Source organism: Sorangium sp. So ce321, from assembly GCF_051530195.1.
Classification (GTDB): domain Bacteria; phylum Myxococcota_A; class Polyangia; order Polyangiales; family Polyangiaceae; genus Sorangium.
Genome location: NZ_CP150329.1, coordinates 7868159 through 7884775 on the forward strand (window position 1 = coordinate 7868159; position 16617 = coordinate 7884775).

A 16617-nucleotide genomic window follows, 5' to 3' on the forward strand; every position below is an offset into this window, starting at 1 on the left:
CCGACTCCTCCCCGAGGACCGCTCCCGGTCCGGGGAGGACGACCGATGCAGCGTTCGCACAGCACCTCAGCGCAAGGCCCGGCCTCGACCCGGCGGCGGCGCGCCGGCGCCGCGCTGGATCCGCAGCGCACGCTGCTGATCTCGTGCTTCGACGCCGCGCTGCCCCTCGAGCGGATGGGGCTCTCGGCGCGAGGCATCGCCTGCGCGCAGATGCGGTCGCCGGCGCACCTCGTGGCGCCCTGGAGCGAGGCGACGACCGGCGAGAACGCGGCGCTCCAGCTCTCGCTCTCGATGCGGGAGACGCACGACGTCGTGATCTGCGGCCACGTCCGGTGCACGGCGCTGGAGGTGCTCCTCGACGAGGCGCGCGCCCAGCAGGCCTTCCATCTCCTGTCGCAGGTGCCCGCGGCGCGGGCGACGATCGAGCTCGTGCGCCGCAACTACGGCCGCCTCGGCGGCGACGCGCTCCGCGAGGTCATGGCGCAGGAGAACGTGCTCACGCAGCTCGATCACCTGCTCACCTACCCGCTCCTGTCGGGGGGCGGCGGGCCGCGCGTGCACGCCTGGCTCTACGACGAGCGCGACACGTCGCTCTGGGCCTACGCCTCCGAGGAATCGCAGTTCGTGCGCCAGGTTCAGCTCCGGTAAGGCCGCGGCGTGGCTCGGGCCGTCCGCAGGGACGCCGGGCACCTCCGCGAGCATCCGTCGCAAATCTCCCCGCAGGCGCCTTCAGGGTTCTTGACGCGGCGGGCCGATCGCCTTCTACGCTCGACGACGGCCAATCCATGAGCGCGGACGGGCAACGTCGACATCGACGCGAGTTCGGTGGGTTCCCTGCCGATCTGCTCGCGCGCCGCATCATCGGGGTGCGCGCGATCGTATGGCTCGGGATGGCCTCGGTTGCTTCGATGGCCCTGCCAGGCAACATCCTGCATGGGTTGCTCCTCGGGCTCGCGCTCTTTGGCTTCGGGTGCGGTGGAGCGCCGCTGGCGGCCAGGTTGTTCACCGCCTCCAGGGTGGGAATCGTCGTCGGATCCGATGGCATCCTCGTTCGTGGACAGTTCGTGCCCTACTCGGAGATCGGCTCCGTTCGTTACGAATCGTGGCGCGAGCCTGGTTACGGCGACGATATGCCCACTCTCGAGCTGAGTATGTCCCTCGAGCTGGTCGACGGTGATCGGCTCCAGCTCGCGAATCATTTCCCGGATGGATTGAGGGACGCGATCGATGAGGCGCGCGCCGCATGGGCGGCCGGAGAGCTCGACCCGGAAGTGGAGAGCGACGTGGAGGTAGGGAGCGACGCGGTCGCGTGCGGCGAGCGGACCGGCCTCGACTGGCTCCGTGCGCTGCGCGGCCTCGGTCTGGGTGCCGCAGGCGGGTACCGCACGACCGGCCCGGATGCTGGCCAGATGTCGCGTCTCCTCGACGACGTGCGGTCAAGGCCGTGGGCTCGCGCCGCCGCCGCGATCGTCCTCGCGGCGTCGGGCGATGCGACGGCCACCAGCAAGCTGCGTATCGCAGCCGAAGCGACAGCGAATCCGCTGTTGCGCGCCCGCTTGAAGGAGGTCGCGGACGCCCGCGACGACGCCGCGCTCGCTGAAGCGCTGGAGGCGCTCGACGAAGCGGACCGCGAGGAGCACGCAGGATGACCCTGCAGGGCCCCGCCGCCAGGAATTGAGCCCGTCGGCGCTCACCTGCTCGCCGCGCTCGGCGACGAGGATCTCTCGCAGGCGTTCAGGTGATGCCGCTTTTGGCGAGAGCTTCGGTACGAGGGGGGGAGGCCCGTGCTAGACACTGGTCCCATGGTACGACAACACACAACCACGCTCGTTCGCGCAGGCAGCATGCTCTCGGCGATGGCGTTCGCGCTGACCCTCGGCGCGTCCGCGTGCGGCTCCGACCCGCCGGAGACGCCGAGCGGGACCTCCAGCACCTCCTCCTCCAGCGGCGGCCCCCCCGGAGACGGCGGCGGCCCCTCCGGAGACGGCGGCGGCCCCGCTGTACCCGATCCCGACCCGAGCGACGCCATGTTCGATCCCGACCACGTGATCGAGGTGGGAATCACCATGGCGCCCGAGGACTGGGACACGCTCCGCCGCCAGTCCCGCGACGTCTCGGATCTGTTCGGCGAGGGCTGCATGGACGGCCCCAAGGAGAGCCCCTACAGCCAGTTCCCCGCGAGCGTCACCGTCGACGGCACCACGCTCGAGATGTCCGCCGTTCGCAAGAAGGGCTTCCTCGGATCCGCCAGCATGTCGAAGCCGTCGCTCAAGGTGAGCTTCGACGAATACGTGGACGGGCGCGAGCACGCCGGCCTCGAAGGGCTGACCCTCAACAACGCCCGCCAGGATCCCTCGCTGATAAAGACGTGCCTCGCATTCAAGGTCTTCCGCGACGCAGGCCTGCCCGCCTCGCGCTGTAACTTCGCCCACGTGACCGTCAACGGGGAGGACCTCGGCATCTACGCGCATGTGGAGCCGGTCGGGAAGCGCCTCCTCGAGCGCCATTTCACGGATGCGAGCGGTGACCTCTACGAGGGCCAGATCAGCGACTTCCGCGACGGCTGGACCGCCACGTACGAAAAGAAGACCAACGACGACGACCCCGACCGAAGTGAGCTCGACGCCGTCGCGGCCGCGCTCCTGGCCAGCGACGCCGAGCTCGACGCGACGCTCGGCGCCGTCCTCGATATAGAGACCTTCCGGAGGTACTGGGCCACCGAGGCGCTGGTCGCCGCGTGGGACGGCTACGCGGGCAACACGAACAACCACTTCGTGTATTTCGACCCGGAGTCCGGAAAGATGTTTTTCTTGCCGTGGGGCCCGGATATGTCGTTCGACGCGGTCGACCCGCTCGGCGCGCCAGGGCGGCCGCAGTCGGTCTCGGCGAGGGGGGCCGTCGCGAGCCGGCTCTACCAGACGCCGGAGCTCCGCGCTGCCTATGCCGAGGCAATGAGGGACCTCCTCGAGACGGCCTGGAAGGAGGACGCGCTGCTCCTCGAGATCGAACGGATGGAGAAGCTCCTTTCGCCGTATGTCCGCGAGAACGCGGAGGCCGTGAGGGCGGCGACCGACGCGATACGGGGCTTCGTGAGCGGGCGCCGCGCCACGATCACCGCCGAGATCGCGCCCACGCCTCCCGCGTGGATGTCCCCCACCCCCGCCACGGCGTGCATGACGACGGTGGGGACGATGGCGGGCACGTTCTCGACGACGTGGGGGTCGCTCGCCGAGATGGACCCCTTCGCCGCGGGGACGGGGACGTTCGACGTCGCGATCCCCGCGGACAACCCGCAATCGGCCGAGGCCATGGGCGCCGCGGCCGGCCAGGACGCCGGCCAGCCTGGGCTCGAGTTCGCCATGAACGGGCGCGCCCAGCTTTCGATCCTCGGGAGCTTCCCCGACGGGACGGTGCGCGCCCTCGTGTTCTATGTCGACCCCGAGGTCTTCGTCGACGGCGGCGAGGGCCCGTACGACTGGCAATCGGTCATCGCGTTCGCGATCGATGTCACGGAGTCCGAGCCCGTGATCACGGGCATGTTCGCCGACGGCAAGATCCACTTCGACAAGGCCTCGACGGAGCCCGGAGCGCCGGTGACTGGCTCGTTCGAGGCGACCATCCTCGGAGGCGGTTTCTTCTGATTGGTCCGTCGGGCGCGCTCGCGCCAGCGAATGACTCCCCTGCTCGACGGCCCCCCTCCTCCGCCTGACCCCTCTGCGTGACACTGCCGGGCAGGAGCGCGACGCTCCTCTGGACGAGCTCCCGCAGGTTAGCTTCTTCGGGACGCTGACCTCGCCGGTCGCGCCCGGAGGCCCGCTGTTTCCGGATCTCAGCGAGCAGGCGCCATTGTCAGGACGATCTTGCCACGCGGGCGGGGGCGGGTGCCGTCGAGCATCTCATGCGCGCCGCGGACCCCGGCGAGCGGCAGCACGGCGCCGATGTCGGTCGAGAGCTCGCCCGCGTCGAGCAGGGCGGCGATGCGGTCGAGGCGGGCCGTCGTGACGTCGACGAGAAAGAAGCTGGCCCGCACGCCGCGACGGGCGGCCTCCTCCTGGTCAGGGTTCGACACCGCCGAGACCAGGGTGCCACGCGGCCTGAGCACGGCGAAGGACCGCGCCTGCGCGTCGCCGCCGACGAGGTCGATCACCACATCGATGTCCTTCGCGGCGTCCTCGAAGCGCTCGCTCCGGTAGTCCACGACGATGTCCGCACCGAGACCTCGGACAAAGTCGCGATCCTTGGCCGAGGCCGTCGCGATGACACGGGCGCGGGCCCGGCGCGCGAGCTGCACCGCGTACGCGCCGACGCCGCCGGCCGCGCCGTGCACCAGCACGGTCTGTCCGGCTTCGAGCTGGGCCTGCTCGAACAGCGCCTGCCACGCCGTGACGGCGACGACCGGCACGGAGGCGGCCTGCACGTCGTCGAGCCGGAGAGGCTCGCGCGTCACCATGCCCGCCTGCGCCACGGCATAGGCGGCGTGTGCGCCGGTGAAGCGCTTGTTGGTGACGCCGAAGACCCCTGCGCCCGGCGCGAGGTCAGTCACCTCGGGGCCGACCGCGACCACGGCACCAGCGAGGTCCGAGCCGAGCGTCAGCGGCAGCGGCTGGGGCAGCACGCTCTTGCCGGCACGGATCCAGCCGTCCCACGGCCCGACCCCGGCCGCCGCGACCCGGACCAGCACCTCGCCCGGGCCGGGCAGCGGGACCGGCACCTTGTCGATCGTGATGACCTCGGGGCCGCCGAACCGGTGGACTCGGGCGGCGTCGGTGGAGCCGGGAAGCATCGTCGCGAACATGGTGTGGACCCTGGAAGCGTCGAGGGAGGGCGCCGGCGGAAGACATGGCGAGGGCAGCCATGAACGAGGAGGGAGGCAGGTAAGGCAGCGTCTGCCATCCCAGGTGAGCTTGGCGATTCGCCCTCGATGCCCTCGAATCGTTCTACTTCCCTCACCTCTGTATTCCTGTTCCTCCCGGCAAGGCACAGGCGGACCTGGTGAACAGCACATCGGGTGTGCAGTCGACCGAAGCAGGCGGATCCTTCTGATGGCGTTCACGCCTGGTCGCCCGCAGGTTGTTCGGCAAGAAGGGCGACCGAATGCCGCGGAGCCAACTGGCCGATCCTGACCCGGCGACGGGGAGAACCTCGCCGGCCTGAAGAACATCAGCCCGCCGGCCCAGGCCCTGTGCCCGTCCCCAGGCTGAAGATCCCCTCCGGGCTCGGCGCCACACGAAGGAGAGAGGACCGTGAAGAACGAGATCGCTGGCATCCGCATCCCTGACAGCCACCTGGCCGCGGAAGCGACCGAGCTCGCGCGGGAGATGTCGGCGCCCTTCCTCTTCAACCACGTCATGCGCACGTACATCTTCGGCGCGCTGCTCGCGAAGCGGCGCGGGCTCGAGCTCGATCTCGAGCTGTTCTACCTCGGGGCGGCGCTCCATGACCTCGGCCTGGCCGAGAGGTTCCGGGGCCCGGAGCGGTACGAGGTCGAAGGCGCCAACGCGGCGCGCGAGTTCCTGAAGCAGCGCGGCGTGCCCGAGGAGGCGATCGGCGTCGTGTGGGACGCCATCGCGCTGCACACCGTGAGGGGGGTCCCGCAATACAAGCGGCCCGAGGTGGCGCTGCTCCACGTCGGAACGAGCATGGACGTCACTGGCATGGACTTGAAGGAGCTCTCTGCGGACGAGGTGGATGAGGTGCTCCAGGCGTACCCGCGCCTCGATTTCAAGCGCGCATTTCCGCAGGCGATCGCCGACATGCTCGCCAGCAAGCCGGAGACCGCCTTCTACAACTTCACGGCCGACATCGCCGAGCGGCTGATCCCGGGCTTCCGTGCCCCCAACGCCTACGACGTCATCCTGGCGGCGCCGTTCAAGGAGTGACCGGACCCAGCGCGTCGAGAACTAGCTCGAATCCGGGGTAGATCTGCGTGACGGGGTATCGGCGGACAGCGCCGAGCCTCCGCGGGCGACTCCGACCTAGGTCCGGTCGCTCCATCCACGGCTACAGCTGGGATCCGATAGATCGCCGCCGTCCTCCCCGAGGATCTCGCGGGTCGTCGGCTCGTCGACGTCCGCGAAGGACTCTGACGCCGCCATGCGGAGCCGAGGATCTGGATCTCGCAAGGCTGCCCGGATGAGCGGGTGCGCCGCGGGGTCGTGCGCGACCCGCACGATGGCCGCCCATCGGATCCAGGGCTCGGGCACACGAAGGGCGTCCAGGAGAGCGGCGCGCACGGCCGGATCGTCTCCGTCCGGGTGCGTGAGCGCTGCCGAGGCGCGCACGCGCCCGTCCGGGTGGTGCAGGAGCTCCCGCAGGAGGCGGCAGGCCTCCTGCTGCAGGGGGGCGCTCCAATGTTTGAAGCTCAAGAACTGGACGGCAAACTGGAGGTCGTCCGGATCCATCGGACCGATGAGCGCTCGGAGGTCCTCGGCCGTCGTGAGCGCTTCCAGTCCGGCCTTCGTCGCCTTGTAGCTACCGTACCTTGCCTCCGCGCGCAGGAACACCTGCGCCTCCTGGACAGGGAGCCGCCACTGCAACGCGCAAACAGCCTCGTAGCGGACGTAGTGGTGCGGATCTCCAAGGGCCCGAAAGAGCACCGGCGGCGGCGCCAGGCCTTCGCCAGCGAGCACCTCGATCGCCCGCGCGATCGACCCCCCGGTCTCCTCGTCGCGACGCATGACCCAGGGACTGCGAGGCCCCTCCGCGAGGGAGGCATCGGCCGCGGCGACGCGCTCGGCGCTGCCGGCGTCGCGAGCGATCTCGAGGAGCACCGCGCTGCCTTCCGGGTCCTGCGCGAGCCTCTTGCCAGCCTCGAAGCTTCCCCACGGCTGAGCGAGCGCGGCGAGGATCTCTTGTTTCGTCAGCATGGGTCCCTCCTGGTGCTCCGCGAGAAGCTGGAAGCGCGGCTCTGGCCTGCGGGGGAGCGCTTCACCAGTCGTCTTTTCGCGGGATCCCCCTGTGCTCGAGGTACGGAAACAGCGCGTTGATCCAGCCCGTCACGGAAGAGTCGCCTGAAACCCGGGGGCCCTCCGTGCTTGATCTGGCAAAGACTGTTACCAAACAGGGCACCACCCCGCCGCTCGGCGGCGGCGCGTGGACGGAACGCAGACTCCCGAGCCGGGCCGCCTCCGACGGCTGCTGCGGCGCGGGGTCGGGCTCGACCGGCGCGGGCTCACGGTAGGGTCGCGCAGGCATGGGAAGCTCATACCACGGATGGCGGCGGGCGGGCGCGACCCAGCACGATTGACCTTGCGGATGCCACGTTTCCATGACGCCTTCTCCCTGCCACGGTGCCCCCCGGCGCGGCGAGCTCTCAGGGCGTGATCCGCGTGATGGTCCGGCTGGTCCTTTGCCAGACGCCGCCGGCGAGGGTTGCGTTGATGGTTGCCGTCGCGGTCCCCTGCCAGGCCAGCGGGGCGTCGATCGTCATGGTCCCAGCGCCCCAGGTCGAGATCGACACCGGGCCGGAGCACCCGGGACACGCATTGACGCCGGTCACGCCGCTGAGCGGAAAATCCAGGTGAGAGCCGCTGCCGTTGCTGACGCCGAAGACCCAGGTCGGCGCGCTCCCGGCGTAGACCTGGAGGTAGCCGACGTGGGTGCTCCCTTCCGAGAGCAGGCCGAGCCCCCAACCGGACTCGGTGGCATCGTACCAGAGCCCGCCAAGGTCTGGTGAGCCGCCGGCCCCCCAAAGCCACGCCACGCTGTCGCGCCCCGAGCTGCCGTCGAGCTGCCAGACCAGGTCACCGCGATCCGAGGACGTGAGCTCCAGGCTCGCAGTGCCGACCACGGTCGCGGTGATTCCGGTGCCGGTCCAGCGCGTGCGCTGCAGCTCGCCGGTCCAGGCGCTCGGGCCGCGAGACAGGATGGCCTGATACCAGATCGGGGCGCCGCCCGGATCGAAGGTGTACCACGTCATGACGACGCCATCGACATTGCTCAGGAAGCGAACATCGAGACCGTTGTTCGGACGGCTGAGATCGTCCCAGAGCCCTCCCTGGGGCGTCGGCGCGAGCGGCGGGTTCTCGCCGATCACCGTGACCTCGCTGAGGGTCGGGCTCGTGGCGGTGGTGCCATACACGACGGTATAGAGATACCGATGGCCAGGCGAGATGGTCTCGACACGCTGACCGGCGACGCGCGTGTCGATGATCTGCGGCGCGCCGCCGTCGATCCGGCGCACCAGACGGGCAGAGCTGACGTCCGACGTCGTCCAGACCAGGTTGGTCGTATTGGCGGGCGCGACCACGCGGTCAGGTGTCGCCGTGATCGTCGCGGTGGGGCCCCGGCCGACGACACCGTAGTTGTAGAGGAGCATCCCGTCACCCCAGAGCTGGATTCCATGGGACTCACCCCCGGCGATGGGGCCATATCTGAGCGAGCCGTCGTGATCTGTAGAGAGCTCGATCTCCGGTCGATCGGGCGGCCGCGCGACCACGCGGACGTTCGTGGCCCCGCCGCCGTGCCAGGTCAACGTCGTGTAGAACGTCTCCCGCGGCCCCAGCCGCGCCTCCCAGGGCGAAGCGCCGAAGCTGGCGCCGATATGGCACTGGTACTGCGAGGGCATGACTCCGCTCCAGAGGGTGCCTGGAGCGAGCGGGTGACAGGGCATCAGAGGACCGGCCTGCGGGGTCACGCTGACCGCTGTGTACGGAGGCGGGCAGGGCTCGCACGAGTTGAAGCTCAGCCCCGTCGTGTCGCGGCACGTCACCGCGTTGTCCCATCCGAGCCCGTAGTTGGGCACGCTGGAGCTGAAGTAGTACTCGGCCGGGTGCCGCCCCGGGGGACACGCGAGCCATGGTTGCGGCGCGGCGCTCTTGCGGGACCCCGAAATCGAGGCGTCCTCGAGCACGATCACCTCTTCATAGGGCGTCGTGGCGGGCGTATCCACATCCGAAGAGCTCATCCCCTCCGCGCTGACATCGAGCGCGTGCGCCGTGTCGGCAGGGCCGAAGTCAGCGTGGGGTCCGCTCGAGCACGCCACGGCCGGCGCCGAGCCGGCGATGACGACGAGGAGAGCGAGCACCGGGGGACGATACGCGCTCGTCGGCGCTCGGGAATCCCGGCGTGGGGAGGTCGGAACCGAAGGGGGAGAATTCAAACAAGAAGATACCATCGAGTCCTCCTGATCGGGACGGTGGCTCATCACGGCTCTCCGGCTGCCAGCCGAGGAGCATGGGGTCGACCCAGCGGGTCGGAGCGGACGCCGGCGGGGCGCGCCCGGGGGGATCCGGGCTCGCCTGCTGCGTCCGTCACCACGTCTGTAACCCTAGGACGGGGCTGGGAGGCCGGCTCGGACGACGGCGCACCACGATTCGACCGAGAGTGCAGCCGTGGGGCTGTCGGCGTGGTAGCGTTGAGGCGCATGTTCGCTTCTTTCACTACAGATGCTGTTCCGGAGAAGGAGCGCGCGGAGTACTGGCAGGAGATGGCGGGCCGGGCGTTCCTGGGGCTGCGCACCGAGCGGCGCGGGCGTGGTCCGTTCTTCGGCATGCTCGAGGGGCGCGGGGCCGGGTCGCTGTCGGTCACCCGGCTTCATTCGTCGGCGCAGGGGGTCTTCCGCGGGGAGCCCGAGATCGCGCGCGCGTCGCGCGAGTGCTTCTTCGTCGCGATGCAGCTCGCCGGGATATGCACGCTGCGCCAGGGGCGCGAGGTCCGCCGGGCCGAGCCGGGCGACATCGAGCTGCTCGACGGCACTCGTCCGGGCGAGCTGTCGTTCGAGACCGACTACGAGCGGATCGTCGTCTCCGTCCCCTACGACCTCTTGCGACCGAGACTGATCTATATCGACCGGGCGGTCGGCAATGTCGTCAGTTGCCGACAAGGGGTCGGAGCGCTTGTGTCGAGCTACATGCGCGCCTTCGCGCAGAACGTCCTGCCCGAGCCTGTCACGGGGTCGGCCTCCGACATCCTCATCGAGCTGCTCGCGCTCGCGTGCAACGCGCCGGAGGCCGGCGCGAGCTCCGATGGCGCGTCCGTGCGTGAAGCCCGGCGCCACGCAGTGAAGCGGTACGTGGAGCGCAACCTCGCCGATCCGTCGCTGAGCCCGGCGACAGTGGCCGCCCGCTGCGGCATCTCGACGCGCTACCTTCACGGGCTGTTCGCCGAGAGCGGCAAGACGTTCATGCGGTGGGTCCTGTCGCGGCGGCTCTCGCGATGCCGCGACGCCCTCGTCGATCCGGCGCTGCGAGCGCGCGGCATCACCGATATCGCCTTCGCCTGGGGCTTCCACGACGTGTCGCATTTCGGGCGCGCCTTCAAGGCGGCCTTCGGGATGACGCCGCGCGACTGGCGGCGTGTCGGGCGAGCGTCCGGCTGATCCGGCGCGCGCGACGCCCCGGCCCGGCCGACGAGCGATGCGCGCGGGAGCGCCCGGTCCTCGCGATCGGGGCTCGAGCAGCCCCCGGCGCACACCTTGGTTGATCCAGATTCCGCGCGTGACGCCGGGCACCCGGCGTCACGCGCTTGCCGCGTGATCCCGTCAGGTCACTTGGCGGGCACGAACCGCACGGAGGCGAGGCGGATCAGCTCGCCCGCGTCGCCCGTCACCTTCAGGTAGACCTCGTGGGTCCCCGTGGTGGGCGCCACGCTGCATCGGGTCGTCTCCCACTTGTCCCAGCCGCCCGTGCCGGGGATGGTGCAGGTCCCGATGGCCGAGCCGCCGGCCAGCGGATCGAGCCAGACCTCCACGACGCCGCCTTGACCGGCGCTAGAGGCCTTCAGCTCGATGGCGTCCGCGTGCACGCGGTTGTTGCCCAGGTAGACGCTGCCATACATGGCCCAGTCGCCGTTCTCCAGCCCGCCCAGCGCCGGGGTTCCCTGATCGTTCGACACGACGTCGGCGCCCGACTGCTGGTTCGCCTCGGCGGCCGGGATCGGGGTGAACCCGTCGCGGTACGCGAACAGGTCGAAGTCGGCGCGCTTGCCCGTCGCGAACATGCCAGCCTGGTTGCCGATCCAGGTGTGGGCCATGGCATAGAAGCTGTCGAGCGCGGAGATGTCGACCTCGGAGCCCACCTGGGTCCACTCGACGCCATCCTTGCTGAACCAGCCCGTGGCCTTGTGGTCGGTGCGGACCAGCTTCAGCCACACGCTCTCGCCGGAGGGGGCGGGCACCGACTCGCTCACCACCACCGGCTTGGCGAGCTCCGTGTACGCGCTGCCCCCCTCCGCCGGCGGCTCCACCGAGCGCGAGCGGAAGGAGAACCGGATCTTGTCGGCGTCGTCCTCCATGACCCGCGCCACCGAGACCTCCATGATGGCGGGGAGCATGAAGTTCTCGCTGCTGGTCATCCACGTCGGGGCAGAGATCACTTGCTCATCCTGCCAGTAGCCGTTGCCCACCCGGACGCCCGCGGCGTCGCCGTCGCGCCCGGGCGTGAACTCCATCTTCACGATCATGCTGCTCGAGTGCAGCGCGTCCTTCTGCACCACCCACGTCGTCTCGCCGGCGTCCGCATCGATCTGCAGCCACCCCGGGCGGTCCTTCACCGAATACCTGTCCTCCGACGGGCCGTAGGTGGTCCAGGCAGGGCCGATCTGGTCCGACGAGAACTCGTCGTTCACCGGCAGCAGGAAGGGCACGCCGCTCTGCGGCAGCTCGGGCGCCGGCAGGTCGCGCACCGAGCTCGTGTACCGCGGCACCGGGATGGTCTCGCCGTCCACCTCCTCGTCCTCCCAGCTGACGCCCAGGAGCAGCCCCTCGCGGGCCAACCCCTGCCATTCACCGTTCTTCGAGTCCTGGGTGCCGATGTTCGTGCAATCGTACGAATGGGCGAAGACCCACCAGGTGCCGTCCTCGAGCTCGAACGGCGCCGTGCCGTGCTGCACGCCAGCATACGGCTCCTCGCCGGTCAGCACGTAGCCGAGCCAGTGCCAGTCCTCCTGGGTGCTGCCGACCAGCTTCTTCGAGGCCCACGCGTGCATCTGGCCGCCGCAGGCCGTGTGGGTCGACACGAAGTAATAGTACCAGTCGCCGCGCCTGGCCATGGTCGGCCCCTCGGCCCACTTGCTCCAGTCGGGATCGCTGAAGTCCCCGCAGCCGCCGGTCTCCTGGTCCCAGTTGATGAAGCTGAGATCGATCGTCGACTCCGGGATCAGCATCCCGGTCTCCGGGTCGATCTCCGTGACCAGGTTGATGCCGAAGTCGTTGGGATGCTCTGCGTCCCACTTGCACAGGCCGTTCTTGATGATCATGTAGGCCTTGCCGCTGTCCGGCTCGACGAACACCGAGTTGTCGGAGCCGGTCCCTCGCGTGTACGAGACGTCGCTGCCGGGCGGCGTGTAGGGGAAGACGTCGACCTTGGTGGGCTCGGACCACGGACCCTCGAGGCTGGGCGCCGAGGAAAAATGCTGCGTGGCGCCGATGGAGTAGTAGACCCGGTAGACATCGTCCGCCTTGACGATGAAGCCGCCCCAGGTGCCCTGGCCGGGGCCGAGCTGCCCCTCCAGCGCGGCCGCGGTGGAGTGGACCACCCGGGGCAGGCGCTCCCAGCGCACGAGATCCGTCGAGCGCAGGATCTCGAAGGCGGGCATCATGTGGAAGTTGGACCCGACCACATAGAAGGTGTCGCCTTCCCGGTAGATGTTCATGTCCGGGTGATCACCGGGCAGGACCGGGTTCTGGTAGGTCGTCGGGCTGAAGGCCGTGCCGAACGTGGCCTTGAGCGTCTTGCTCGCGTCCAGGGTGATGGTCACCGGGTTGTCCAGCCCGGCGCTGGCCCCGCTCCATCCCAGGAAGTTGTAGCCCGCGGCCGGCGTCGCGGTCACGGTGATCCAGCTACCCGCCTTCTGCGTGTGAGTCCCGGGCCCGGGGTCGGTCGTGCCCTCGCCGCTGGTCTCGATTGTGAGCGCATACTCGGCCTCTTCGCCATCTCCGCAGGCCGCCATCAGGGACCCGATCAGGAGAACCGCCATGACAGGCGCGCTGTCTCGTCTCATCGTCTGCTCCTCGCCGGCCTCACGCCAGCGCTCTCGTTGTGCTCCCGGCGATCTGCAGCGAACGCCTCGATCCCCGGAGGCTCGGCGTGCTGCAAGAATCCGCCCGGCTCGGAAGGCGAGCACGCTCGCCGACCGGCGCGGCTCTCTTTATCTCGAGTGAGGTTTCAAGTGAACCCCTGAATTCCAGCGTGGGACGAGCGTGATCGCCGGGCCGCGACCGGGCGGAGAGGGGCGGAGCGCTTTGGAATTGACATCGGCGATGTGAGCGCTCACAATGGATTCCTCTTCAGGCTTTGCCATGGGTGGGTCGTCATGCGGATCAGGACCGCCATCGGGATAGATCTCGGTCCCGGCGCCGGTCGCTCGGTCGTCGCGGACGCGTGGGACGGCGCGCTCGCGGATCGCGGTCGATACCACCGGCGCCGCTCCTCGCTGACGCGAGGGGAGGCCGCTCTCGCTCTGCCCCGGCCCGATCGCGCCTCGTAGCGATCGAGGGTTGTCGTCCCATGCCGAGCAGGTATGCCGGCCATCACCATCCTTCGTCGGTCCGTACGATGAAGCAAAAAACTTTCGCTTTCTTGCGCCCCCCTTGAATCCTGGATGACCCCGATCGCTGACGGTCGCTGACGAGCCCGGGGAGCCACCGCTGCGCGCTGCCCGGAGCTGCGCGCACGGGGTCCGGACGGCGGCGAGGCAGAGGGAGCACAGGCCTCCACGACAGGGCCGCCCTGCATTTCTCGCCTGTCCGCTCCGCTTCGATCAGAGCGAATCGCTTCACGTCAGGAGGGGACTCTTTCAGCCCTGCTGGCGCGCGAAGCACTCGAGCGAGGCGCACTCGAGGACTCGGCAGCATGTCGGCGTCAAACCACCAGCATCACTCCGCATCTGATAACATCGCACCTCAATCAGGCCGCGGACCGTTCGAGATGCACAATCGGCTTGACGAACAGGCTATCTCGGCGCAATAAACACCCTGAGCGCGCTGCCTGACGCGCACAGAATGAACTTATCCGCTCCGCGCGTATCTCGATAAAGATTCATACGCAGCGGCAGTGGCCGGCGCGGCGTCCCTGCGAGAGCCCTCGGGGCGCGTCGAGCGACCCCGACCTTCGCGAGGGCAGCGCCGAGCAGCAGGCAGGTCCGAGCTCTACTTACTTACCGGGACAGGAGAACAAAATGAGACTGGGAACCAAGCAGGCCTTGTTTGCGGCTGCGGCGGGCGTCCTCGCCGTGTCGTGCGTCATCGGCCCCGAGGAGGCGTACGACGCCGAGATCGAGGAGGAAGGCTCGCTCGAGGGCGCCATCACGGTCGATACGAGCGCGGTCTATACGATCGTCGGCACCCAGAGCAACAAGTGCGTGGAGATCCGGGGCGGGAGCACGGCGAGCTCGGCGGCGGCGCAGATCGCCACCTGTAACGGCACGACGCGGCAGCAGTTTCGCGCGGAGTCGGCGGGCGGCGCGTTCTACCGGCTCAAGAACGTGAACAGCGGCCAGTGTCTCGCGGTGAACGGGAGCTCGACCGCGGACGGCGCGGCCATCGTCCAGTCCGCCTGCAACGGCTCTGCCTGGAGCCAGCAATTCGAGTTCATCGATGTCGCCAGCGGCGTCCAGCGCATCATGGGCCGCGCCAGCGGCAAGGCGCTCGACGTCATGGGCCGGGCGACGACGGACGGCACCGGCCTCCAGCAGTGGGGCTGGGCGAACGGCGCAAACCAGAAGTTCTCGCTCAGGGTCGTGGGGAGCGGCTCGAGCAGCAGCTCCAGCAGCAGCTCCAGCAGCAGCTCGGGCACCGGCGGCTCCGGCGGCTCTGGCGGCTCTGGCGGCTCCGGCGGCTCCGGCGGCTCCGGCGGCTCCGGTGGCGGCGGCGGCAGCGGCGGCACGAAGTTCGTGGGCAACATCACGACCAACGGCGCCGTGCGCGACGGCTTCTCGCGCTACTGGAACCAGATCACGCCGGAGAACGAGGGCAAGTGGGGCTCCGTCGAGAGCTCCCGCGGCTCGAAGAACTGGGCAGCGCTCGACCGGATCTACAACTACGCGAAGTCGAACAACGTCATCTTCAAGCAGCACGTCTTCGTGTGGGGTGCCCAGCAGCCCAGCTGGCTCTCGGGCCTCTCCGCGGCGGACCAGCAGGCCGCCGTCAAGGACTGGATGCGGTCGTTCTGCGCGCGCTACCCCGACACGAAGTACATCGACGTCGTCAACGAGCCGCCGCCCCACACCACGCCTTCCTACAAGAACGCCATCGGCGGAGACGGCGCCAGCGGCTACGACTGGATCGTCAACTCCTTCAAGTGGGCGCGCGAGTACTGCCCGAACGCGGTCCTCATCCTCAACGACTACAACAACATCGAGTACGAGGGCGATCACCAGAACTTCATGAAGATCGCGCGGGCGGTGATCAACGCGGGCGCCCCTGTCGACGCGCTCGGCGCGCAGGCCCATGACGCCTACAAGATCAACACCAACACCGTGAAGGGGTACGTCGACAAGCTCGCCTCGCTGGGCAAGCCCGTCTACATCACCGAGTACGACATCGGCATCGCGGACGACAACCAGCAGAAGCGGGTGATGGAGGAGCAGTTCACGATGTTCTGGAACCACCCCTCCGTCAAAGGCATCACGCTCTGGGGTTACATCGTCGGCGCCACCTGGAGGGACAACACCGGCCTCCAGCAGTCGAGCGGCGCCATGCGGCCGGCCATGAGCTGGCTCATGGGCTTCCTCGGACGCTGACGGTCCGGAGGGAGCGGCCGCTGCGCCGGGCAGGGAGCATGCGACGGCGAGGCCCTGTCGCCTGAGGACTCCTGACAGGACGACGCCGCCAAGGACCAGCTCGACGGGCCCCAGAGGGCCGGAGATGAGCGCGGCGTCGGTCCTGGTGGCTCCGCCCGTTGACCGGCGCTGGCCGTGCGCTCACTGCGTGCATCGCGTCGCGTCGCTCGTGTCGGGCTCGAAGCACGCGACGCGCTCGCCGCCCCCTTCTTCACCGCAGTCCCAGTAGTAGTCCGCCACGTAGCCGTAGCGGTCGTCGAAGTCGATGCGGGTGAGCTCGCAGCCCTCGCCCTCGAGCGCTGCCCGGCCGAACAGGGCTTCCACGGGGTCCGCTTGCTCGGGCGCTTCAGCGAACGTCCAGTCGCCGACGCTCGGTGCCTTGGTCCCGCTGCGAGCGGTGGCAACGACGGTATCTCCGGAGACCGCGGCGAGGGTACAGCCACCCTCGAAGCCGGTGCCGCAGATCGAGATGACGTATTCCTCCGGCCGGTCGGCGCGCCATTTCGAGCGGTTTTCGTCGAAATCGGGACCGCCGCAGCCAGCGAGCAACCAACACCCCATCGCCATCACGCCCAGTGTTCTCATGCCGGCTGAGTTAGCAACGCCCATGCCAGCGCGGAGAGCAGAGGGGGTGTCATGCGCGAACGAGGCAACCATGACACTCCGATCAGGGCCGCTGGCCCGTGTGCCAGGCGCGAGCAGATCGCCTCTGCGGATCGAGCGCCTGGCGCTCGAGCAACGCATGAGGGATGCGCAGCAGCGTCAGCGCCGCCTCCACGGCGAGGGAACCGGAGCCTGCGGCCCGGTACAGGGTCAGGCTGGTCGTTCAGCTCTTCGGGTCCTGTGCGCCGAGGTTGATTCCGGTCTCCCGGACGCTCTCGAGGGGTCCTCGTACATCTC

11 protein-coding genes are annotated in these 16617 nt (G+C 69.2%); 6 read left to right on the forward strand and 5 right to left on the reverse strand.

Annotated elements, in window-relative coordinates; translation table 11 throughout:
• Positions 1 to 45: 45 nt before the first annotated feature.
• The 3 genes from WME89_RS28880 (at position 46) to WME89_RS28890 (ending at position 3641) form a co-directional block, all read left to right on the forward strand.
• On the forward strand, positions 46 to 648 hold the full coding sequence (locus WME89_RS28880; RefSeq protein ID WP_438002907.1) for a carbonic anhydrase: 603 nt from the start codon (positions 46 to 48) through the stop codon (positions 646 to 648).
• A 137-nt stretch (positions 649 to 785) separates the two neighbouring features.
• Entirely contained in the window at positions 786 to 1649 is an 864-nt protein-coding gene (locus tag WME89_RS28885) for a hypothetical protein (RefSeq protein WP_438002908.1), read from the forward strand.
• 153 nt (positions 1650 to 1802) lie between these two features.
• On the forward strand, positions 1803 to 3641 hold the full coding sequence (locus WME89_RS28890) for a CotH kinase family protein (protein WP_438002909.1): 1839 nt from the start codon (positions 1803 to 1805) through the stop codon (positions 3639 to 3641).
• A gap of 188 nt (positions 3642 to 3829) precedes the next feature.
• On the opposite strand, the gene WME89_RS28895 is transcribed toward WME89_RS28890, so the two are convergent.
• The gene (locus WME89_RS28895; protein ID WP_438002910.1) at positions 3830 to 4795 is read right to left on the reverse strand and encodes an NADP-dependent oxidoreductase; all 966 of its coding nucleotides are present in this window, start codon (positions 4793 to 4795) and stop codon (positions 3830 to 3832) included.
• 448 nt (positions 4796 to 5243) lie between these two features.
• Here WME89_RS28895 and WME89_RS28900 point away from each other — a divergent pair, with 448 nt between their 5' ends.
• Positions 5244 to 5879, forward strand: coding sequence for an HD domain-containing protein (locus WME89_RS28900; RefSeq protein ID WP_438002911.1), 636 nt, complete (start codon positions 5244 to 5246; stop codon positions 5877 to 5879).
• A 96-nt stretch (positions 5880 to 5975) separates the two neighbouring features.
• Here the strand turns inward: WME89_RS28900 and WME89_RS28905 are convergent, their stop codons facing one another.
• Positions 5976 to 6866: a hypothetical protein gene (locus tag WME89_RS28905; RefSeq protein ID WP_438002912.1), complete on the reverse strand. Its 891-nt coding sequence runs from the start codon at positions 6864 to 6866 to the stop codon at positions 5976 to 5978.
• Positions 6867 to 7312: 446 nt separating this feature from the next.
• Entirely contained in the window at positions 7313 to 9025 is a 1713-nt protein-coding gene (locus tag WME89_RS28910; protein ID WP_438002913.1) for a hypothetical protein, read from the reverse strand.
• Positions 9026 to 9364: 339 nt separating this feature from the next.
• Between WME89_RS28910 and WME89_RS28915 the strand changes: the two genes are divergently transcribed.
• Entirely contained in the window at positions 9365 to 10318 is a 954-nt protein-coding gene (locus WME89_RS28915) for a helix-turn-helix domain-containing protein (RefSeq protein ID WP_438002914.1), read from the forward strand.
• Positions 10319 to 10485: 167 nt separating this feature from the next.
• Here the strand turns inward: WME89_RS28915 and WME89_RS28920 are convergent, their stop codons facing one another.
• Complete coding sequence (locus WME89_RS28920; protein ID WP_438002915.1) at positions 10486 to 12939, reverse strand: family 43 glycosylhydrolase; 2454 nt, start codon at positions 12937 to 12939, stop codon at positions 10486 to 10488.
• A 1176-nt stretch (positions 12940 to 14115) separates the two neighbouring features.
• Between WME89_RS28920 and WME89_RS28925 the strand changes: the two genes are divergently transcribed.
• Positions 14116 to 15678: an endo-1,4-beta-xylanase gene (locus WME89_RS28925; RefSeq protein ID WP_438002916.1), complete on the forward strand. Its 1563-nt coding sequence runs from the start codon at positions 14116 to 14118 to the stop codon at positions 15676 to 15678.
• Between the two features lie 180 nt (positions 15679 to 15858).
• Here WME89_RS28925 and WME89_RS28930 read toward each other — a convergent pair whose 3' ends face one another.
• Positions 15859 to 16374, reverse strand: coding sequence for a hypothetical protein (locus WME89_RS28930; RefSeq protein WP_438002917.1), 516 nt, complete (start codon positions 16372 to 16374; stop codon positions 15859 to 15861).
• Positions 16375 to 16617: the final 243 nt, after the last annotated feature.